At 44.8% G+C, this 23,022-nt stretch carries 14 protein-coding genes and 1 riboswitch; of the genes, 8 read left to right on the forward strand and 6 right to left on the reverse strand.

All coding sequences use genetic code 11. From position 1 onward, the window contains the following. The first annotated feature begins 63 nt into the window (after positions 1-63). From OK025_RS13715 to OK025_RS13730, 4 genes are all read left to right on the forward strand, one after another. Complete coding sequence (locus OK025_RS13715) at positions 64-2,049, forward strand: sialate O-acetylesterase (protein WP_317664503.1); 1,986 nt, start codon at positions 64-66, stop codon at positions 2,047-2,049. Between the two features lie 6 nt (positions 2,050-2,055). Then, complete coding sequence (locus OK025_RS13720) at positions 2,056-4,407, forward strand: glycoside hydrolase family 95 protein (RefSeq protein ID WP_317664505.1); 2,352 nt, start codon at positions 2,056-2,058, stop codon at positions 4,405-4,407. Positions 4,408-4,518: 111 nt separating this feature from the next. Continuing rightward, positions 4,519-7,716, forward strand: a complete 3,198-nt coding sequence (locus OK025_RS13725) for a TonB-dependent receptor (protein ID WP_317664507.1) — start codon at positions 4,519-4,521, stop codon at positions 7,714-7,716. Positions 7,717-7,721: 5 nt separating this feature from the next. Then, positions 7,722-9,239, forward strand: a complete 1,518-nt coding sequence (locus OK025_RS13730) for a RagB/SusD family nutrient uptake outer membrane protein (RefSeq protein ID WP_317664509.1) — start codon at positions 7,722-7,724, stop codon at positions 9,237-9,239. Between the two features lie 98 nt (positions 9,240-9,337). Here OK025_RS13730 and OK025_RS13735 read toward each other — a convergent pair whose 3' ends face one another. Further along, on the reverse strand, positions 9,338-9,601 hold the full coding sequence (locus OK025_RS13735) for a 5-oxoprolinase (RefSeq protein WP_070567048.1): 264 nt from the start codon (positions 9,599-9,601) through the stop codon (positions 9,338-9,340). A 67-nt stretch (positions 9,602-9,668) separates the two neighbouring features. Further along, positions 9,669-9,762: riboswitch (SAM-I-IV-variant riboswitch) on the reverse strand. A gap of 210 nt (positions 9,763-9,972) precedes the next feature. Here OK025_RS13735 and OK025_RS13740 point away from each other — a divergent pair. The 4 genes from OK025_RS13740 to OK025_RS13755 all read left to right on the forward strand — a co-directional run bounded on the left by OK025_RS13740 (position 9,973) and on the right by OK025_RS13755 (position 14,923). After that, the gene (locus OK025_RS13740) at positions 9,973-10,743 is read left to right on the forward strand and encodes a DUF3050 domain-containing protein (RefSeq protein ID WP_317664514.1); all 771 of its coding nucleotides are present in this window, start codon (positions 9,973-9,975) and stop codon (positions 10,741-10,743) included. 222 nt (positions 10,744-10,965) lie between these two features. Beyond that, positions 10,966-12,285, forward strand: coding sequence for a TolC family protein (locus OK025_RS13745; protein WP_317664516.1), 1,320 nt, complete (start codon positions 10,966-10,968; stop codon positions 12,283-12,285). Continuing rightward, positions 12,285-13,346, forward strand: a complete 1,062-nt coding sequence (locus OK025_RS13750; RefSeq protein ID WP_317664518.1) for an HlyD family secretion protein — start codon at positions 12,285-12,287, stop codon at positions 13,344-13,346. Before OK025_RS13745 ends, OK025_RS13750 begins: the two co-directional genes overlap by 1 nt. Next, on the forward strand, positions 13,346-14,923 hold the full coding sequence (locus OK025_RS13755) for a hypothetical protein (RefSeq protein WP_317664520.1): 1,578 nt from the start codon (positions 13,346-13,348) through the stop codon (positions 14,921-14,923). The genes OK025_RS13750 and OK025_RS13755 overlap by 1 nt, the downstream gene beginning before the upstream one ends. Here OK025_RS13755 and OK025_RS13760 read toward each other — a convergent pair. From OK025_RS13760 to OK025_RS13780, 5 genes are all read right to left on the reverse strand, one after another. Beyond that, positions 14,920-16,236 carry a TolC family protein gene (locus OK025_RS13760; protein WP_317664522.1) on the reverse strand — a complete coding sequence of 439 codons (1,317 nt, stop codon included), beginning with the start codon at positions 16,234-16,236 and terminating at the stop codon, positions 14,920-14,922. The genes OK025_RS13755 and OK025_RS13760 overlap by 4 nt on opposite strands. A 196-nt stretch (positions 16,237-16,432) precedes the next feature. After that, on the reverse strand, positions 16,433-19,531 hold the full coding sequence (locus tag OK025_RS13765) for a CusA/CzcA family heavy metal efflux RND transporter (protein WP_317664523.1): 3,099 nt from the start codon (positions 19,529-19,531) through the stop codon (positions 16,433-16,435). A gap of 35 nt (positions 19,532-19,566) precedes the next feature. Further along, positions 19,567-20,667 (reverse strand): efflux RND transporter periplasmic adaptor subunit, encoded by a 1,101-nt coding sequence (locus tag OK025_RS13770; protein WP_317664525.1) that lies wholly within the window; start codon positions 20,665-20,667, stop codon positions 19,567-19,569. A 113-nt stretch (positions 20,668-20,780) separates the two neighbouring features. Next, a complete protein-coding gene (locus tag OK025_RS13775) occupies positions 20,781-22,157 on the reverse strand; it encodes an ATP-binding protein (protein ID WP_120336282.1) in 1,377 nt (458 codons plus the stop codon). Next, a complete protein-coding gene (locus OK025_RS13780) occupies positions 22,157-22,837 on the reverse strand; it encodes a response regulator transcription factor (protein ID WP_317664526.1) in 681 nt (226 codons plus the stop codon). The genes OK025_RS13775 and OK025_RS13780 overlap by 1 nt, the downstream gene beginning before the upstream one ends. Positions 22,838-23,022 lie beyond the last annotated feature (185 nt).

The raw sequence follows: 23,022 nt of genomic DNA on the forward strand, positions 1-23,022 counted from the left end.
TAACAACCCGGACTTCGGATGCGCCAAATGTATAAACCCAATTGAGCAAAAAACTCAAAAATCATGATAAAACCTAAACAGTATAAACGGACTTTACTGGCGCTCCTACTCAGCGTTGCCAGTGGATTTTCTGCCCTACAGGCCAAAGTACAGCTGCCGGCTTTTATTGGCGACAATATGGTGCTGCAGCAGAAAGAAAAGGTCAAGATCTGGGGAACCAGTACCGCAGTCGGCAAGGAACTTAGCGTAAACACCAGCTGGAACAACAAGAGCTATCAGGTTGAGGTCGATCAGCAGGGAGGCTGGCAAGTCTATCTGGAGACACCGAAATACGGTGGACCCTACCAAATTACCATCAACGATGGTGATCAATTGATCCTAAAAAATATTCTGATCGGTGAAGTCTGGTTTTGTTCAGGACAGTCAAATATGGAAATGCCTCTGGCGGGTTGGGGTAAGATCAATAACTTTGAGCAGGAAATCAAAGCAGCCAACTTTCCCAATATTCGTATTTTGCAGATTCCAAAAGCAACGGCCAATCAACCTACCACCGCAGTGAAGGTGGAGTCCGGTGGATGGAATCCGGTGACGCCACAAAGTATTCCGGAGTTTTCGGCGACAGCCTATTTTTTTGCGCGCGAGATCTACGAGAAAACAGGCATTCCTATTGGCCTAATCCATTCCTCCTGGGGCGGAACAATTATTGAAGCCTGGATGAGCCGGGAGGCACTTTCACCTTTTTCAACCTATACGGCGGCCATTGAAAAAATCCAACGTCCGGATGCACAGGAAATCTATGCGAAAGATCTGGCCGAATGGAATCGCGTCGCCGAACAGCAGGATCAGGTGAAGATAGCAACGCAAGGCGAGTGGTTTGCGTCACTATTGGATAAAAGCAGCTGGTCGACGATTACTATTCCGAGCTTTTTTGACAAGAACCTATTTCCGGGAATGGATGGTGTCGTTTATTTTGGCAAAGACGTTGAACTACCGGCACATTGGCAAGGTAAACCTCTTAAGTTGATTTTGGGAGCGATTGATGACAACGACATCACTTATGTCAATGGTACAAAAGTGGGTGAAACTGTCGGTTACGACCAGATTCGGAACTATACTGTTCCTGCAACGGCCAACAACGGCAGTCTATTGCATATCGCCGTTCGCGTATTTGATGGAGCCGGCGATGGTGGAATATATGGCGGTACAGAACAGCCACGACTGGAAGGGCCAAATGGCGAACAGCTATCTCTCGTTGGAGACTGGAAATGCAAAGTAGGTTATGATCTGGCGAAGCTGCCCGCAAAACCTAATGCGATGGAGGGTCCCAACAGGCCTACTGTGCTCTACAATGCCATGGTTAAGCCTTTTGTGGATTTTAAGATAAAAGGCGCCATTTGGTACCAGGGTGAAAGTAACGCAGATTCAAAAGACGCTCCTTATCAGCAACTGCTGCCCGCACTGATTCAGGACTGGCGCCAGCAGTGGAACAATGAAAAGATGCCTTTTTATTTTGTTCAACTGGCCAACTTTAAAGCGAAAAGTGTAACACCGCAGCCTTCTTCCTGGGCGAGATTACGGGAAGCGCAGCGCCAAACACTCAAATTGCCTTATACAGGTATGGCTGTTATAACGGATATCGGCGATGCACAGGATATTCATCCGAAAAACAAGCAGGATGTCGGTAGAAGACTTGGCTGGATCGCAACAGCGCTGCTCTATGGCAAGAAGATCCCTTATTCGGGCCCTGTTCTTCAGCATTGGACGACAAAAGCCGCAGAAATGGAACTTAGCTTTAACCCCATGGGCAAAAAGCTTGTGCTGAAAGGAGCGGATAACCGCAACAGTAGTTTCACAATTGCTGGTGCCGATCAGGTTTTTTATCCTGCAGAAGTCAAACAGGTCGGAAATAAGCTGATCGTATCTGCCAAAGAAGTACCGTCGCCCGTCGCAGTGCGCTACGGCTGGGCCGATAACCCGGACCTGACTTTATACAACGAAGCCGGGATACCCGGATCTCCCTTCCGAACCGATGACTGGACAAAAAACTAAAGCCACATGAGTAGATCATCAAAAATAAACAATCGGAAAGGTCAGTTACTCTGCACGCTTGTGGTTTTCTTTCTTTCGGGCAACTTATTTGGGCAGGTGCAGGGCGGCAAACTTTGGTATCGGCAGCCGGCAAAACAATGGGAGGAGACCCTGCCCTTGGGCAATGGAAAAATTGGCATGATGCCTGACGGTGGATTGAAGAATGACCATATTGTGCTCAATGATATCACCCTATGGTCGGGAAGCCCTCAGGATGCCAATAATTATGAGGCCAGCAGGTATTTGGATAGTATTCGAAATCTGATCAAAAGCGGGAAAAACGACCTTGCTCAGCGTCTGATCGACCAGCATTTTATCTGCAAAGGCCCCGGATCGGGCGGTAAGCAATGGGGCTGTTATCAAGTGCTCGGCAATCTGATGCTTGCTTTTGACGGACAAACGGATCTCAACGCAGTGCAGAACTATCGCCGGGAACTGGATCTCGATAAGGCGATGGCAAAAACAAGCTATGAGCTCAAAGGCGTCCGGTATAGCCGCGAATATTGGACAAGCTTTGCTGATGACCTGGGCGTTATTCGTTTACAGAGCAGCAAAAAAGGCCAGCTAAGCCTGGAAATCAAGATTGACCGTACCGAAAGGGCTACTGCCAAGACCGAGGATGGCGAGCTTGTTTTGGTAGGACAATTGGACAACGGTGTGGACGGTAAAGGAATGCAGTTTAAAACACGTGTCCGCGCACAGATAAAAGGCGGGAAACAGCTTGTAAAAGGGCAATCTATTGTTATTCAACAGGCTGACGAAGTGCTGATTTACGTGGCAACAGATACTGATTTTAAAGGTAAGGATTTTGAGCGTACGACGGCTGAAACGCTAACAAAGGCGTTGAAAAAATCCTATAGCCAGCAGTATGCCGAACATCTGCGAAACTATTTGGTCCTGTTCAACCGTTTGTCGCTCCGATTGGGGCAGTCGAAAGATGACCTACCGACCGATGAGCGTTTGGTGGCCTTTGGTAAAGAACCGGATCAGGATCCAGGGCTGGCAGCGCTATTCTATCAGTATGGTCGTTACCTTAGTATCAGCAGTACGCGCTTAGGCTTGCTACCACCAAACTTACAGGGCTTATGGGCAAATCAGATTCAGACACCCTGGAATGGGGACTACCACCTGGATATCAATGTGCAGATGAACCATTGGCACCTCGGGGCGGCCAATTTGGGCGAGCTCAATGAACCCTTGGTAGGTCTTGTGGAAGGTCTTATGGCCCCGGGGGCAAAGACCGCGAAAGCATACTATAATGCACCGGGCTGGGTAGCCCATGTGATCACCAATGTATGGGGCTATACCGAACCCGGAGAGTCTGCTTCCTGGGGAATTGCCAATGCGGGCTCGGGCTGGCTCTGCAATAACCTTTGGGAACATTACCTCTATACCGAAGATATAGCCTATCTACGACGCATATACCCGATTCTCTACGGAGCAGCACAGTTTTACTCCAGTGCCCTGACCGAACACCCAACCAAGGGCTGGCTATTGACTTCGCCCTCTGTATCTCCCGAAAATTCCTTCAAGCTCCCCAATGGGCAGCAGGCAAACGTCACGATGGGACCAACGATAGATAATCAGATCGTACGTGAATTATTTGGAAATATCATCCATGCAGCGGGATTATTGGGCAAACAATCCGATCCTTTTTTAACGAAGGTTGCGGCGCAGCTTAAACGCTTAGCTCCGGCGGTACAGATCGCCAAAGATGGCCGCATCATGGAATGGATCGAAGATTATGAAGAGGTGGATTCGCAGCATCGGCATATCTCACATTTGTACGGTTTGTATCCCGGTTATCTGATTCGTTATGATGAACATCCAGACTGGCAGCTTGCCGCTAAAAAAAGCCTAGATGTGCGGGGGGATGATGGACCGAGTTGGGCCATTGCCCATAAACTACTCTTTTGGACCAGATTGCATGAAGGCGAGCGGGCTTATAAATTATTTCGGCAACTCATGACCCCACGTGTCGATACACATATCAATTATGGCGCCGGTGGTGGTGTTTACGCCAATTTGTTAACAGCAGGCCCCCCATTTCAGATCGATGGTAATTTTGGTGGAGCAGCTGGTATTGCCGAGATGCTGGTGCAGTCCCATCAGGATACGGTATATCTTCTACCGGCTGTGCCTCAAGCCTGGAAAAGAGAAGGCCGGGTGAGGGGCATGCGCATCAAGGGAAATCACACGCTAGATATGGAATGGAAAGATGGTAAGATACTGAACTATCAGATTTATTCACTCAAATCACAACAACTTAACGTATGTATAGATCATAATTGGATCGCCTATCGTACAAAAGAAAAATAACAAAACATAGCGTCCTCAACCGAATTGGAACATGCAATTTTTTGCATGATAGGGGATGCTTTGTGCCAAAAATTTCAAAATAAAAGCACCTTATAAACAAAAAAAGTAAATATGAAAACAGAAAAGACAAGACAATGGCCTTTGATCAAGGGCCTGTCCTTCGGTCCTGAGGCCAGTATAATGGCACTCTGTCTTTCGATAGCTGTACCCTACACGGGCTCCGCTGCATCTCTAAGAACGACAGACCGTCGTTTTGCCCCAACAGAAAAAGTTCCTTCCACAGTCGCGGGTGTAGTACGTCAACAGCGCACAATAAAAGGAAAAGTGCTGGATAATACAGGGCGCCCGCTACCGGGTGTGACAGTACGGGTCAAAAATGCAACGCAGGAAACGCAAACGGATCAGCAGGGGCAATTCGAACTCAGCCTGACAGGTGGAACTGCCGTACTGACGTTCTCTTCTTTGGGATTTGAAACCAGGGAAATGGCTGTTGCTGCCAATGAGGGAACCGTGAATGTGCAGCTGAACGACGCTTCGTCGAGTTTGGAAGAGGTCGTTGTGGTCGGTTACGGTACACAAAAGAAAGTAAACCTAACCGGTGCCGTGGCTACAGTGAGTGGCAAAGATATGATCAAACGGCCCGTTGTCAATACAGCTTCCATGCTGCAGGGGGCAGTGCCGGGTGTTCAGATCAATCAAGGGTCAGGAGAACCGGGCAATGAAGGCGTTTCCATCCGCATTCGTGGTAAGGGTACATTTAGCGGCGCCGGGTCGGATCCCCTGGTGCTCATCGATGGTGTGCAGGGCAAATTCTCCGACGTCAATCCCAATGATATCGAAAATGTCAGTGTGCTGAAAGATGCCGCCTCCGCAGCAATCTACGGCTCGCGTGCAGCCAATGGCGTTATTCTGATCACGACGAAACAAGGGAAATCGGGAAAAACAACCGTCCAGTATGACGGAAATGTGGGTATCTATAAGCCCACGAAAATGTTTGATCTGATCACCAACTCGGCGCAGTATATGGAATTATACAACGAAGCGCGCAAGAATTCCAATCTCAACGACGGCCTATATCCCGCCGATGTGATCGCTGCCTATCGCAACAGCAACGATCCTGTAAAATATCCAAATACGGACTGGCTGGGGCTTATTTTCCAAACAAAACCGACGTATACCCATAATCTCGGTATCCAGGGCGGAAACGAGAAGACAACCTTTAATGTTGGCTTGGGCTACGTCAATCAGGATGGAATGATCAAAGGTTTTAACTACGACCGTTATTCCGCCCGCCTCAATCTGACGACCAAAATCTCGGAAGGTATTAAATTCGGAACAAATATTTTGCTCAAAACAGGGCATACCGAATCTATCCCGGGCGGATCCAAAGACCTCTTCCTGTCGGCCATGTCGCAGGCACCAACTTATGGCCCATTTTTGCCGGATGGTAGCGGACGGTACACGTACAAAGCTTACGACTGGGAGTACAACAATAAAAATCCTATGGCCGTATTGGATCGGAAATTCACGTACAATACCGACGACTATGCGGCTAATTTACAAGCCTGGATGGAGGTACAGCTGTTTAAAGGTCTTTCCTGGTATACCAAAGGGGCCTATAATTTCAATATGGACAAGTACAAGGATTATAAATCAACGTTGGATGAATATTATTACCATACGGGCACGCTCGGAACAACATTGGATCTTGGAAAGGGCCTTACGGATCAGGATCAGCAAACAATATACACCAATTTATTTACTTACCTGAACTATGATCGCGCGTTTGGCGCACACCACCTCAAAGCGCAGGCCGGATATAGCATTGAAAAAAGTAAGTATACCTACCTTCAGGGCTTCAGACAGAATTTTGTCGACGATACACTAACAGAATTAAATGCGGGGGGATCGGATATTCAACGGGCAAACGGAACGGCCAACCAATGGGCGCTGATCTCTTATTTCGGCCGATTGAACTACGATTATCAGGGGAAATACCTCTTGGAAGCCAATATGCGCTACGATGGTAGTTCCAAGTTTTACGGTAAAAACCGTTGGGCAGCGTTTCCTTCTTTCTCTGCAGGCTGGCGTGTATCGGAAGAATCTTTTGTCAAGGAATTTGCTTCCGGTTGGTTGGATAATTTGAAGATCCGTGGATCCTGGGGGCAACTTGGAAACCAGAATGTGGTGGATGTGAATGGCTATTCCTTAAATTATCCATACCAGCCTGTATTGGGACTTACAGGTAATTATTCATTTGATAACAATAGTCTGCAATCGGGGGTGGCACAGCAAAGACTGACCAACCCACTGATCAAATGGGAAACAACAACCATGACAGATGTTGGGGTAGATTTAAGCCTGTTCAAAAATTTGGATATTACTTTCGATTGGTATAAGAAACGGACAACCGACATCCTACGCCCTTCGCAGATCACGGCAATCGTAGGATTGGGCGCCCCAAATATCAATGACGGTATCGTTGAAAATAAAGGTGTTGAATTAGGAATTACCTATCGCAATCAGCTTACTACGGGCGCATTAGAAGGTTTACGTTATCAGCTAGGGGCAAACCTCGATCGTTTCAAAAACAAGCTGGTCAAATTTGGCGAGCCTGAAATCGGCGGCTATACGATCAAAAAAAATGGCTACGCGATGGACAGCTTTTACACCTACGAAGTCATTGGCATATTTCAATCCGATGCCGAAGTAGCGGCGGCGCCTAAGCAGTTTAATGATAATACACTGCCAGGAGATCTGAAGTATCGGGATGTCAATGGGGACGGAAAAATAGATGCGAACGACAGAACAATTATTTCCGGTGTAGATCCAAAACTGAACTATAGTTTTAATCTAAGTGCAAGTTTTAAGGGCTTTGACTTTTCGGCTCTATTACAAGGGGTATATGGCGTCAAATCCTATGTTTCGGGCTGGGGTGTAACCCCATTTGTACAGGGTAGTCCGCCGACAAAAGATTGGTTAGACCGTTGGACACCTGAAAACCCTTCGACAACGATGCCCCGTATTTATTGGGGTTGGAGTGCTCCGGAGAAATTCAGCCGTGCTTCCAGCTATTTTATACAGGACGCTTCATACTTCAGGTTGAAAAATCTTGTGTTCGGATACACTTTACCTGAAGGGCTGTTGAAAAAATATAAAATTGACCGCCTAAGGGTTTATTTTTCGGGTGATAACCTCCTTACTGCGACCAAATTTAAGGGCTTGGACCCTGAACGCTATGGAAATGGTGATCTGGTGCAGTATCCACAAAACAAGATTTATTCATTTGGTGTACAAGTTAACTTTTAAGTGCTATGAAAAAGAAATTTATAACAGCGTTGATGCTATCCGGACTATTTTTTGGTTCCTGTAACAGTGCCTTGGACCTCAATCCTTTGGATCAGATCGCTTCGGACAATTATTTTAGCAAAAAATCGGATTTTGATAATGCCTTGGCCGGTGTATATGCCTCGTTGCAGAGTGAGGCTTTCTCCTACGGGATGCCTTTCCGGGACTGTCTGACCGACAATGGCTACAATCAGTTCAACTCAGGTAGCGTCAATGAAATCGTCGGTGGGAATTTAAATCCGACCACAGGTGGCTACGAAACCGGGATCTATAACGATGCTTATGTAGGTATAGGACGTGCCAATCGCCTGATCGAAAAGCTTCAGGGCTATAACGGCGCCGATATGAACGATGCAGAGAAGAAAAATATGGAAGCCGAAGCCCGCTTTATCCGTGCTTTTGTTTATTTCCAATTGTACAGTATTTATGGTGAGGTGCCGCTAGTGCTGACTTCCCTCAGTCTGGAGAATCAGCGTCAGCCAAAGGAAACTGCGGAGAATATTCTAAAACAGATTAGGGCTGATCTGGATTTTGGGATCGCTAACTTAGCGGCTAAACCTTATTTCAATAATGGGGGGCATGCGACCGCAAGTTCAGCAAAAGCCTTGAAAGCACGGGTTTTACTGTTTGCGGCTTATGGTGACAAAGGGGTGCCCGATTTAGCAATCTTGAAAGAGGTAAAAGACTTATGCACCGATGTCATGAAAGAGTATACCCTGAGTACGGCTTTTGAAAATGTCTTTCGCGATGCAACACAGAAGAACAATACCGAGATTATCTTTTCGGTCAATTTTCTGGCACCGAATAATACCGCTCCCTGGGACATGTACCTCGGCGACTGGATCGCTGCTTCACCGTTGCAAAACCTGGTGGATACCTATGAATGCAAAGATGGTCTGCCTTTTGGTGAATCACCTTTGACTGACCGAGCCAATCCCTTCAAAGATAGGGATCCGCGCTTGAGCAAAACAATTTTCGTGGATCATCCCGACTTTGGCGGCGGTAAGATCCATACACCGTCCAATCCGCGGCCTACAGGTTATGGGGTGCTGAAATTTTTGGATCCGGCCAACTTACCTTTTGGCTTTTCAACATTGAGCCAACAGGATGCTGTTGTACTGCGGTTTGGAGAGGTGTTATTGATGTATGCCGAAGCACAAAATGAAATCGCCGGGCCAGATCAATCGGTTTACGATGCTATGAATACATTGAGGAGCCGCGTTCAGATGCCCGGGTTCCCTGCCGGTTATACCAAGGAAAAAATGCGCGATCGTATCCGCCACGAAAGAAGGGTTGAACTTGCTTTCGAAGGACTGCGGCATTACGACTTGATTCGTTGGCATATCGCAGGCGAAGTACTCAATGCGGTCAAAGACAGTAAAGTGCCCTATCATTTTGAAGACAAATTTTACCGCTGGCCATTACCACAAACAGAAATTGAGAAAAGCGCAGGTGTGTTAATTCAGAATCCAAACTATAAATAATAAGATTATTGCCTTCTTTTAAATCGGCAATTTCCTAAACCAACCACAGCAGCGCGCACGAAGTCCTTTCGATGCGCGCTTTTTTTTGCCGATAAAGATTATTGTAAAGGAATCAGGACATTCTGTTCCAAGCGTACAGGGACATGCTTCACCGAGGTAAAACCGTCTTCCTTGGAAATGATGTTGGAAAGATCCAGTCCTCTTTTGGAGAACGTACTGATCAAAGCTGTTCTAAAGGTTGCCTTGGCTGAACCCCAGCCTTGTCCCAAAATGGTGTCATTGTTGAGCTGGATCAGTTCATCTGTTGAGTAATAACTGAATTTTTCCAGTAAGTGTTGGTAAAGATTTGTTGTAGTAGCCATACAATTTAAAAATTTAAAAGATTAAACCATAAACTGTATCCAGATCTTGTTGGGGAAAATAATCGTTCTGTGACGTTTATTTTGGTCGAAACCCGTATTAATTTACCACCGCGGTGCCTGCACTCGGTTGGTATTGCATCATGCAATTCTGAATACTCTACAAATATAGTAGATTATTTTTTATAATAAAAAATATTTTTGTTTTTAAGGGTAAATGGGCGTTAGCAACAGGAATAGGGCGGTCAAAAGCGAGGCGCATTGTTGGCTGTGATTTGGTTATGAAGCGGATAGCTGGGCGAAAAATTTATCATGTTACTGTAATCTCATCGAAAATACTTTTAAAAATAGAGATAAGACAATACTTTTGCGCCATGAATAGAATTGCGGAAATTAACGAATACATTGCTACCGAACGCGAGGTATTATTGCAACACCCTTTGTATCGTAAGATCAAAACGATCAAGAATCTACGTTCTTTTACAGAAGGGCATGTGTACGCTGTATGGGATTTTATGTCTTTACTAAAAGCTTTACAGATTAAATTGACCTGTACGACTTTACCTTGGTTTGCGAGTGAGCATCCATCAACACGCTATCTAATCAACGAAATTGTATTGGCTGAGGAATCGGATGAATACATTGATGGTCGTCGTTTGAGCCACTTTGAGATGTATCTGGATGCCATGGATGCCATGGGTGCCGATCTTCATCTGGTCAATAAATTTATTGCTCACGCCAAAAAATCGAGCAACATATTCGATGTCATTGCAACGACCACATTGGACAAGCGGATCAAAGACTTTTTGAATTTTACATTCGAAGTGATTGCTGAGGGCGAGGTGCATAAAATTGCCGCAGCATTTACGTTTGGACGCGAAGATCTTATCCCGGGAATGTTTACCTCTATTTTGGAAGAAATTAAAACAAACTTCCCTACAGCCAATCTGGACAGCTTTATCTATTATTTTCAACGTCATATTGACCTTGATGGCGACGAGCATGGACCTTTGGCGATGCAGATGATCACAGATCTCGCGAAGGACGATGAGGTTAGATGGACGGAAATGAAGGAGATTAGTAAAGTTGCGCTACAAAAGAGAATACAGTTGTGGAATGCAATAGAAGATTCCTTATACGGATAGTTTGGTTTTATACCATCCGGAAAGGCCTTTCAAATCAACGTTTGAGAGGCTTTTTTTTTGTGCTTTAAAAAAGGATATGGTAAGATCTTCTTGGCAGATATTGGTCTTTTTGATTGAATTGATGAAAAAATGTCTTTTTTCCATAACATATTGGCGTTTGTGAAGAAATCCAAGTTCCAATAAGTGTCTAAGTTTGCAACGCAAAAAAATTACATAACACACGTGAACTTTTTTCCTCCCTATTGGGCAAAAGGCATACTAACCATAGGATTGTTAGTATGCGCTATTTCGGACACCTTCGCCCTCGATTCTTTGCGCATGTCCTTGAAAGACATGATCGACAAAGCACTACAGAACAGTAAATACATTGAGCAGTCTTATTTGCAGCTCAAAGAAACTGAGGTGGCGGTACAGCAGCAACGCATGGAGTTGCTGCCCAAGATTTCCGCCCGAGCTTCTGCTAGTTATGCGAGTAATATGCCTGTGTATGATCAGGGACTTTTAAATAAACCCGCCCAGCATGATATCATTCATTACTTGTACGATAGCGGCCTGGATTTTTATCTGAACCTCTACAACGGGCATCGGGACCTGATGAAAATTGAGTCCAAAAAATTGGAAAATGAGCTGGCTAGAATCGATTGGAAGAATGCCGCGGCGCAGACGAAATTGGAGGTTTGCAATCTTTTTTTGGATTTGGAACTGTCGTATAGTAACCGATCTTTAATCGAGCAGGATATTGCTGATCAACGGGCACAGCTCAAGGAGATTGAGCATCTGTATAAGGCGGGTGTTGTATTGCACAGTGACGTCCTGCGTATTTCGTTGGAGCTTTCGAAGCGGGAACTGTTGCTCGTGCAGATCGGTCATGATATTCAGGCTGCAAATCAGAAGCTGCAGCTAATTGGTGGTATTACTGCGGAGATTGTGCCCCTGCCCGAGCAGTTTCAGGTGGAAAACCCCAGCTATGAAGCGCTTGTTGCCGAAGCGCGAAGCCATGCTTTTTCCCTCCTAAAATCCGAACAGGAAGTGGTTTTGAAGAAGTTGTCGGTCAAACAGGCGCGATCAAATTATCTTCCTGAGTTGGGTTTGACCAGTACATTCACTTTTGCCAATCCACAGGTTTTCTTGTATCCCTATAACCCCAGCTGGTATAATCTGAGTATCACAGGGCTCAAATTAACCATACCGATCTCGGCAATTTATCTCAATAAAAACGTGGTGCGCGGAGCACAGATCGCCTTGGATCGACAAGAGGTAAAACACCATCATGAAGAGGAGATTCTGGAAAATCAACTATTACAGGCCCTGTTGGATTATCAATTGGCTATTAAGCAGCAGGACGTCTGTCAAAACAATAAGGCGTTGGCGCAGGAAAATGCACGGATTATAAAAAACAGGTATTTTAAATCATCGGCTTTGATTACAGATCTCTTAGATGCTGATATGCAATACCTAAAAACACTTTTTGATCTTGAAACCGCACATATTGCGCTACAGAAACATTATTATTTTATCGAATTTTTGAAGGGTACTATCTAATGAAACCTAAATCACGAAGAACAGTTGTGGAGGCACAACTCACTCGAATCACCAACTGGTTGGCTGGAATTGTCTTGTTGGCCTTGTTGTTATGGGGCGCTCAAGCATTATGGATGCGCTTGCGGTATACCTATACAAATGATGCACAGGTAACACAGTATATCAATCCCATTGTTTCTCGGGTGGGCGGATATGTGGTTTCTGTGCATTATCACGATCATCAATTGGTTAAACGGGGTGATACCTTGTTGCTTATAGATAATAAGGAATATAAATATGAGGCTGATCAGGTAGCGGCATCTGTCAATAAGGAAGCTGCAGAGATCAATGTTCTTCATAGTCAAAAGGAAATTCTCCAGGCGGAACATGAGTCTTTACGGACCTCAATTGCTGCCGGGGAGGCTCGGGTAACCAAGCAACAGTTGGAGTATGATCGCTATAATTATTTGTTTCAGGAAAAGTCTGCAACGGCACAGCAACTGGAGGATGTAAAAGCGACGTTGGATGTGTATAAGAGTGAGCTGGCTTCGTTAAAGCATAAATTACAGGCGTCACAGGAGCGTGTGCATGATGTGGATATGAAAAAAGGTGTGGTCGATGCCGAACGTGTTCGTTTGACGGCAGCTGTCGGCCGTAAAAGGCTTGATGTCGGCTATACCGTTATTCGCGCACCTTACGATGGGCAGATTGGCAAACGCACGATTGAAAAAGGTCAAATGATAAGTGCTGGCGAAGTTTTGGGCTTTATCGTCAATAGAGAAACCCCAACCTGGGTAACGGCTAATTTTAAGGAAACACAACTGCGTTATTTGCATCTTGGCAATAGGGTTGAGGTGGTTGCTGATGCGTATCCGGATCAAAAATTTTATGGGAAAATTATTTCCATCTCCCCAGCTACGGGTTCTGCATTCTCCCTTTTGCCGCCAGATAATGCAACGGGCAACTTTGTGAAGATTGTACAACGCGTACCTGTGCGCATTGAGCTGGATAAGCAAAGGGGAGCCCAACAGCTTCTTTCGGGAATGAATGTGAATGTGTTGGTATCAAAAAATCAGAACTAGTGAAAGGAATTTTCAAAGAATGGGTGCCGGAGTGGTTGATCAAGCTTATCCTGTTTAGCAGCTTGATGCCGAGTATGGTCTTATTTTTCCTGCCAGGTGCAAATACAAATGTCACCGCTGGATTTTACGGTGCCCAACCCAGTGATGTCCAGTTCCTGATCATTTTGTTTTATGCTGGTTTTGTTGGATTCTACGTTTTAGAACGACGCTTTTTTTTATACTTTCCCATCAAGCAGTACTACATTATTTTTAATCTTCTCCAGTTCTTGAATTGCTTTTTGATGTACAGCATCACCGATATCAGCTGGGTATATGGCCTGCGCTTTTTCCAAGGGATGTTGTTTGCTTCTGCCGTAAACTTATCGATCTCCATGATATTCTCACGGTTGAAAAGCGATCGGGCTAAGGAAGTAAGTTACGCTGTCTTTTTCGGCATGTTACTCTGCAGCTCCCCATTTAATACTTTCGTCACGGCTGAATTTATCGATTCATTCAATTTTGATCAGCTCTATCTATATGCTGCCTTATCATTTGTACCGGGTTTATTGTTGATTATGCTGTCGATGCGCTCTATAAGGCATATACGCCCTTACCCTTTGTTTTCATTAGACTGGGCAAGCTGTATTTTCTATAGTCTTGTGATCGTCAGTTTTGGCTATTTAATGGTGTATGGACAAGAAGTTTATTGGTTTAACGATCAGCATATGCTGATCATATTCGGGGTAGGTCTAGCGTTGCTTATTCTTTTTATTGTCCGGCAATTGGTGCTCCGGCGTGTGTATGTTCATTTGGCGATTTTTAAAAATAGGAACTTTCTCTTGGGCTTATTGATTTTGTATATGATGTATATCGAGCGCTTCTCCTTGACCATCTCAAATCAATATCTCGTACAGGTTATTCAACTTGATCCTATTCATTTGTCCTATATCCAGTGGTTTAATATTGCTGGTATCGTGGCCGGTGTTCTGGGCTCATTGTATTGGATGCTTGGGCAAAGGCCGGTAAAATGGATCTGGATTTCGGGCTATTGTTGCTTGCTGCTGTTTCACCAATGGATGTTTTTCTCCTTTGAGGGGCAGGGTAATGATGCGCATTTTTGGATACCTTTGGTTTTACACGGACTCGGAGTAGGGCTTATTATGGTACCCACCATCTTATTTTGCATTACCAGTTTCAGCCCTCAATTGGGGGCTTCTGCTGCTGCGGTCTGTCTTGCTATCCGCTACCTGGGCTACACGAGCAGTATCGGTTTGCAGAATTTTTTCAAATTGTTTGAATCTGCCCAGCACCAACAGGTGTTTCGGGATCAAACGGAAGTGGGCAACCCCTTGTTTCGGGAGTACCTGCAGCAGGAATCCGCCGGCGTTTTAAACCATGGATTACAGTATAAGGAACATACAGCCGCCTTAAAGCTCGTTGCTGAGCGGGTCAAGATCCAATCCTTTGTGCGCTATGCCATGGATTATTATGAGATCATGTCCATGATCAGTATCAGCGTACTTTTGCTGATACTGATTTCGCCTTCCTTGAAAAGTATGTATAAGAAGTTGAGAAAAAACAGAATCTCCCCAGCTTAGATCTCCTGAATATCCCATATCCCGGCTGTGCGTTGGAGTTCAACCAATGCTACGGCATAATTGTAACGGGCTTCATAATAGCTAAGCTGGGTATCATTGTAGGTCCGTTGAGCATTTAAAACTTCGAGTAGGGATGTTTCGCCTCTTTTATAGCTGTAAACCTTTCCTTCCAAAATTGCTTTTGCTTCCGATAGCATAGCGCTGTCAAATAGCTGTACCTGTTTTTGAGCGGCCTGGTAGGTTAGGAACGCTTGCGTAACTTCGATCTGAATGCGTAGGAGTACATCTTGATAGGCAACCTCGTCCTGATCGATCTTAAATTTTGCGGCTTTAAGATCGCCCGTTTTAAAATTCGAGAACTTTAGCGGAATTGAAATACCTGCATTTATAGCCGTAAACTGAGGCGTTGGTGCAGTTTCATTTCGTGCTTCTCCATTATAGGTAACGCCAAATGAAAGTCCGAGGTCTATTGCCCGGTTGGCCTGCGCCAATTGGAGCAGACGCTGTGACAGCTGTTTGTTTTGCAGGGCAACTTTTAGATCGCTGCGGTCATTTTGGGCTACTCTGACCAGTTCATCTAAGCGGTATGCCCGGTCCAAATGATCGAAAGCATCTGGGGGTACCCCCGTTGTCGTAAGGGAGTTGTCTGCCATAAATAGGGAAAGGTTTACAAGGGCGGATTTCCAGGTTGCTTCTGTTGCCAGCAACGTATTGTGCATATTGGCGGCCTCCAATTTAGATTGGCGGAAATCTATTTCAGGGATGCTCCCCAATTTATAGCGGATACTATCCGATGTGGCCAATTGCCTCAGTTGCTGATAGGAATTTTGGTTTATTTTCACCAATAATGCCTGCTGTTTTGCTGTTAAAAATGCAAGTGTAGCGTCGGCACGTAAATTTCGGAAATAATCTGCTAGCAATAAACGGGTTACCTCGGCTTCATCTTTGGCCAGGTTTATCCGGGCTTTTCGTTTAGCCCCCAATTCCAGGGTCCATGCAATTCCTGCATTATAGCCCCGCCCCAGTTGTTTTGTACGTTCACTATTATCAAAAATGCCCATGCTAAATTCAGGGTCAGGAAACACCCTGGCGCTAATGATATTGGCTTCAGCAATGCTGAGGTTGAATTTTTCGGCGGCGTAGCCCAGATTATTTTTAGCGACTGTATGTATAAATTTTGAATAATCGAGTTGCTGCCCTGTCAGTTCTGACACGCTGCTCTTCCTATCCTGAGCGATTGCTGTATGGTATAGCGCGAGTATAAAAAGAAAAAAGGTAAAGCTTTTCTTTGATAAAATAGGTTGTTTGTTCATGATCATCGACTTGTTCTGAATGTTCTGTTTTAGTTGGATCCCCTGCTTCCTAGCCTGAGCAAACCTTCAGCGGATGTGATTGCTGTGTAGGTTTGTCTAAAGGCTTTTTAATGTTCAGGTTGAATCCACTCCATGTTCAGGTTGAATCCATTCGAAACAGCAGAAAGCAAGCTGTTTCAAATGGATGAATTTGTATTTATTCTACGGGGTCTTTTTGTGTGGTGCTGTTACGTTCTAAAAGATAATAGAGTGGAGGGAGCACAAATAGTGTCAGGATAGTCGAAAATAGTAGGCCATAAACGATTACCGTTGCCAAAGGACGTTGCACATCCGATCCAATCCCTGTTGCTAGTGAAGCCGGAAGCAAACCAAGAATAGCTACCGTAGCGGTCATCAAAACGGGGCGAAAACGACTAAAGGCTCCCTGTGTTACCGCTTTATGTAGCGGCAGCCCATTTTTACACAGTACATTCATCTGTGAAAGCATCAAGACACCGTTTTGTATGGCCACACCGAATAAGGCAATAAAACCGACTGCCGAGGAAACGTTTAGCGTCATCCCGCGAACATGGAGTGCGAGCATACCGCCAAAAAGTGCCAAGGGTACGATGCCCATTAATAGACCAGCTTGCCTAAATGAACCAAATGTGCCATACAATAAGATAAATATAATGGCTAATGTCAATGGGACGATAATGGCAAGACGCGTATAGGCACGTTGCTGATTTTCAAATTGTCCGCCCCATTTTAACGTAATTTTATGTTGGTCATAGGGTATATTTTTGGCAATGGCATGCTGTGCTTCAGTGAGGAATGTCCCTAGATCGCGACCGCGAACATTTAGACGGACCGTCAACTGTCGGTTGTTACGCTCGCGTGAAATCATACTTTCTCCCGTATTGAGTTTAATCGTGGCCACCTGAGCTAGTGGAATACGGTTTCCATTTTCGGGATACAGCATTAAATTGCCGATTTTTTCAGGCGAATTCCTGTTTTCCTCCTGATATTGACAGGTAATATCATACACTTTGATTCCTTGATAAACCTGTGCAACGGTTTTTCCCCCGATAGCGATCTGGATCAGGTCAGTCACGTCAGCGATGTTCAGTCCGTATTGCGCTATTTTATCGCGATCGGCGATAATCTGCAATTGGGGGAGTGGTGGCTCCTGATCAATGGCCAGATCGACAGCTCCCTTCACTTGTTGGAGTGTTGTGATCAGTTCCTCGGCGACCCGTCGGGTTTCTTTTAAATCATCGCCGAATATTTTGACAACGAGCTCACTATGGGCGCCAGCGATTTTATCCATGACCCCGTCGATCATGGGTTGGGAAAAAGCAACATTGAAGCCCGGCATTTTCGCATATTCTGCAGCAAGCTCATTGATCAGATCTTCTTTGGTTTTCCCCCATTTCCATGTTTTGTAAGGTTTTAATCCCACACTAACTTCGAAATGGGAGGGTGTCCAGGCGTCGGTACCATCGTCGTTACGCCCCGCCTGTACCATGACATAGGAGATCTCATCGTGTTTAAGTGTGCGGGCACGTAGGGTATCGCTCATTTCTTTTGACTTTTCTACTGTGATGCCTGGGGGAAGTGACACTTGAAGCCAGATCGAGCCTTCATCCAACGACGGAAGAAAGTCCTTGCCAACGGAGGCCGTGAGCAAACCTGTGGCAAGCAATACAATTGCCAATGGAATGAAAACTTGTTTGGGAGCCTGCATAACCTTTTCTATCGCCGACTGATAAGCCGTAGTCAATTTTGCCAACCATTTGTTGTGAAAGATTTTTTGGGGTTTGCGATAGATCAAATAGGCCAACCCGGGTATAAGCACAAGAGCGACAGCCAAGGCACCGAAAAGGGCATAACCCACGGTATAGGCCATCGGCGTAAAAAGTTTTTTCTCGACGCGCTCAAATGCGAACAGGGGAAGATAGGCTGTAATAATGATCAGTGTCGCAAAGAATATCGGTTTGGCGACTTCAGCAATTTTCTGCGCAATAGTTTTTTCCTGCAGCAGACTTTCTGGTTCATCTTCTCTTTTTTTAAGAATGGTTTCGAGTATAACGATGGCTCCGTCTACAATAATCCCAAAATCAATTGCCCCTAAGGAAAGCAAGTTGGCTGGAATATGGGTGAAATGCATCAGAATAAAGGCAATCAACAAGGACAATGGAATGGTAATGGCCACCAAGAGTGCGCCACGCCAGCTGCCCAGGAAAATAATAAGGACAAAAATAACCAAGATCATACCTTCGAGAAGGGTTTTGGAAACGGTATGTAGGGTATTGTCGACCAAACTGGTTCTATCGAGCACGACATGTATTTTTACGTCTTCCGGAAGAATCTTTTCGTTTAGTTCGCGGACCGTTGCATTTACACCCGCCAAAACATCAGAAGGATTCTCATTTTTTAATAGCAGGACAATACCTTCGATATTGTCCGAATAATTGGCCCCGCGTTTATCCGAATATCCTAAAGCGCCTTTGCGTGCTAGATTTCCAAGTTTGATCTGACCGAGGTCACGCATATATATCCGATTTCCGTTGGTGGATTTTACGACGATGTTGCCCAAATCATCCAATGTCTTGACCAGACCGATGCCACGGATGACGTACGACTGATCGCCACGGTTCATCACACTGCCGCCGGCATTGGCATTATTGCTTTCGATCTTGGCGACAACTTCGGCAAGCGAAATTTCATATTGGTCAAGCTTTTTCGGATCCAGTTCCACTTGGAACTGTGTGGTGATTCCCCCAAAATTGGTTACATCTGCAACGCCCGAAACCTGCTTGATTTTGGGAATGATAACAAAATTTTGAAGATCCGTCAACTGGCGTAAATCGTGGGTTTTGCTTTCAAGAATATAACGGAAGATCTCACCTGTGGGTGAAGTCAGCGGATCTAATCCCGGACTGGCACCATAGGGCAGGGATAAATCAGCTAGACGCTCCTGTATACGGGCTCTCGCCCAATAATCTTCAACACCATCTTTGAAGACAATCGTGACCATGGATAAGCCAAAAGTCGTTTTACTGCGCATTACTTCCATCCCCGGCAATCCATTGATGGCCTGTTCGATCGGGATGGTGATCTGCTGTTCCATTTCTTCGGCAGCTAAGCCCGGTACCTGGGTTACGACCTGTGACGATACGTCAGCGATATCAGGGTATGCCTCAACCGAAAGTTGTCGCCAGGCATAGTAACCGAAAAAGCCGATCAATAGAAAAGATGCGGCGATTACCCATCTCTTTGCAATGATATGGCCAATCAATTGTTTAATATTCATGTGTTTCTATTTTAAAAGTTGAAAGCCTGAGCCCATCACAGGCCGGGTGTTAAATAAAAGGCACCTTCAGCAACAATCTGTTCCTGCGGAACCAGGCCTGTTAAAATCTGGATCGCATCACCTTCTGTTACGCCAGTAGTAACATAGCGCTTGACGAAGGTATTGGACGATGTTTTGACCCAAACAAAACTCTTATCGTTAAATTGAAATATAGCTTTTGCCGGAATGAAAAGTGTCGCAGTCATCTGCCGTTCGAATTCGGCGTTGACATACATCCCCGGTTTTAAGGTACGATCAGCATTTTCACAGGCAATGAGGACCTCAATATTCCGGCTTGCTTCGTCGACAAATTGGTTGATATGGATAATTTTTCCGGATATTTTTTTAGTAGGGAGCGCGTCTACGCTCACTTCAACACGCGCAAGTTGATCGATTGCCGGCAAGTCCTTTTCTTTGATGTAGGCCGATACCCACACGTTTGACAATTCGGCAATGCGGAGTAATGCCGGAGCGTCTTCTTTCGTGTACTGCCCCAGTACAATCGAACTACTTAAAATTTCGCCTTGAATAGGTGAACGAACAAGGAGAGGCTCACCGAGAACACTATGGGGCGGGTTGCTGTCGAATATTTTTAAGGCGGCAGTGGTATTTCCAAGCGCAGCATTGCTCGTCGCAAAATTTGTTGCTGCTTCTTCGAGTTCTTTTTTAGAGCCAACACCATGCGCGATCAGATCTTTTTGGCGTTTTAACATATTCTCGGCAAACATAAATGCTTGTTTGGCGTCAAGGTAAGCCCTTTGTGCCTCAAAATAGTCGGATGAACTAATTGAAAATAAAGGCGTGTTGATAGCAACTTTTTGGCCCAGTTTCACGTGCGATTTGACAATTCGTCCAGCAAAAGGGACCGGAATCTCCACATAACTGCTGGGAATAATCTTCACTGTAGCAGCTGCATTTAGTTTCAGTGCATGTTGTGCATGGGTCGTCGTAACAAATTTGAGTTTCGATAACAGGGACGTGTTTTCACTGACGGTCACGGTGTCTCCAGCTGCGCTGATGGCCGGAGATTGGTTGGGGCTTTCGTGAGACTGGCTGTTGCAAGCTTGCAGCAACAGCAGCACAGGGATCCAATTCATGTACCTCAAGGATTGGGTCGAATAGTTGATTGTACGGTTAATCATACCGCAAAACTATCCACCTGCTCCCGATAAGCCGGTTAGAGGGGCCTTAGAAAAAAATTAGAATTTTATTAGAATAATGAACGATGGGGGATATCAATGCTAAAAACACTTCCAACGCCTTTTGCCGAGCGGACGCTGATCTCGCCTTGATGGAGAAGCACGATTTTTCGGGTAAGCGATAAACCGATACCATTTCCCTCGCTATAATCTTTGTTACTTCCACGATAGAATGGCGTGAATATATTGGGCAGATCGACCGGGTCAATGCCTATTCCGTCATCTTTAAATTCCAGCTGAATCCTATTTTCATCCGCCTTGATAGCGATTAGGCATTTTTGATTGGGTGAAAATTTACAGGCATTTTCAATGAGGTTGACAAAGGCGACCTGCAATAGATACTCATTGGCATTGATGGATAGAAGTTTTTCATCTTCAATCGCCGGATCGACAAAAATGTCGAGTTTATAATTTGGACTTGACTGGAGAACCTGCTGACATGCATCAATTAGTATTTCATCTATACGTAAGGTTTTAAACGCGATTTCAGAACTGTCGTAACTTGCTTTGGCAAAATCAAGTAAGCTATTAAATAACTTCTTCAGTTTCTGTGCATCATTTAGCGTATTGTCGATGACAGTTTTATACTCCACTATGCTGCGGTCCTTATTGGCAGAAATCTCGAGTTCTGCAATCATGGCGGCCAAGGGCGTTCTTAGCTCATGCGAGATATTGGAGACAAAATGCTTTTGGGCGTCAAAGGAGTTTTCGAGGCGGTCGAGCATCGCATTGAATGTACTCGCCAATTCGGAAAGCTCGTCTTTATTTCCGCTACTCGTGAGCCTGGCATCCAAACTTGTCGCAGAAATGGTTTTTACACGTTGTGTCATTTCCAGGATAGGTTGAAAGACCTTTTTGGAAAAGAATATTCCTGCTGCATAGATCAGAAATATAGACAAAATGAAAACCAAAAGAATCGTAGATAATAGACTATTGAGTTTATTGTAGCCGTATTGATCATATGCTGCGGCTGTGATGATGTAAGTTTTGTCTTTATACGGAAAGGTTATGCCGATGACCTGCCATTTTTCCTGATAAAATCGTATCTCTTTATTTTTGAGAATATCCTGCAGCATGGCTGCTGTCTCTTTGACAAAGTCGATATCTACGGCATCATGATACAAGAGATCAAAACGGGTGTCGTAAATTGCAACCTCGACTTCGTTGAGGATTTTTCGGTTGTTGTGGTAGATATCTTCTAAGGTCTTTTTGTCAACTTTTGCATTCAAAAAAAGGTTTGCTTTGGTGTAAGCTTCTTTTTTCAATAGGGCGTAAAATTCTCTTTCCCGATTCTCCACCGCTGAAAAATATACTGTACAGGCAAATACCAGCAATATGGTGGCTGTAATCAGCGTGAATAATATGGAGATTCGTGTCCTGATTCGCATTAGTCCTGTTTTAGAATAAAGCCCATTCCGGATTTAGTATGGATATATCTGGTTGCAAAATCTTTGTCGATTTTCTTACGTAAATAGTTGATGTAAACATCAATGAAGTTGGTTCCGGTATCAAAATGCGTTTCCCACACTTTTTCAGCAATTTCCATTCTGGAAAGGACACGCTCGGGATTTTGCAATAAATAATGGAGTAACTTGAACTCTTTGGGGGTCAAATGGATTTCGACCGTATTCCTTTTGACGCTTTTGGTATGGAGGTTCATTTCCAGATCCCCATAACGTAAGATTGTTCCCGTGAGTGTATCTTGTTTTTGATATCTTTTGAGCAGAACTCTGATGCGGGCTAACAGTTCGCGCATTTCAAAAGGTTTGACCAGATAGTCATTCGCTCCGGCGTCAAAACCCTCAATTTTATCGTCTGTAGTTCCTAATGCTGTTAACATGATAATGGGAACATCGGGTTTGATATGACGAATTTCTTTGCAGAGATCCAGTCCATCCATCTTAGGGAGCACGATATCGGTTATGATAAGATCAAAGTCGTGTTGTAAGGCCATTTTCTTTCCAGATATGCCGTCGTAGGCAATAGCTGTTTGAAATTCATTTTCATCAAGTCCGCGTTTGATCAATCCTGCGACACGTACGTCATCTTCGACTAGGAGAATCTTCATATAAAGAAAAACGTTAAAAACTTCGATTCATCGAAGTTTATCTATGATACCAAATCATGGGCTATCCATGCATTGTCCCTACAAATGTATCAAACTAAGCTAAATTTACACGGATATGCAAATAAAACTTTCTGGATTTCATGGGAGCGCTAGGAAGTATAAGTAGCAAATGGTTTTGCTTCATG

The sequence above is a fragment of the Sphingobacterium sp. UGAL515B_05 genome, from assembly GCF_033097525.1.
Classification (GTDB): Bacteria; Bacteroidota; Bacteroidia; order Sphingobacteriales; family Sphingobacteriaceae; genus Sphingobacterium.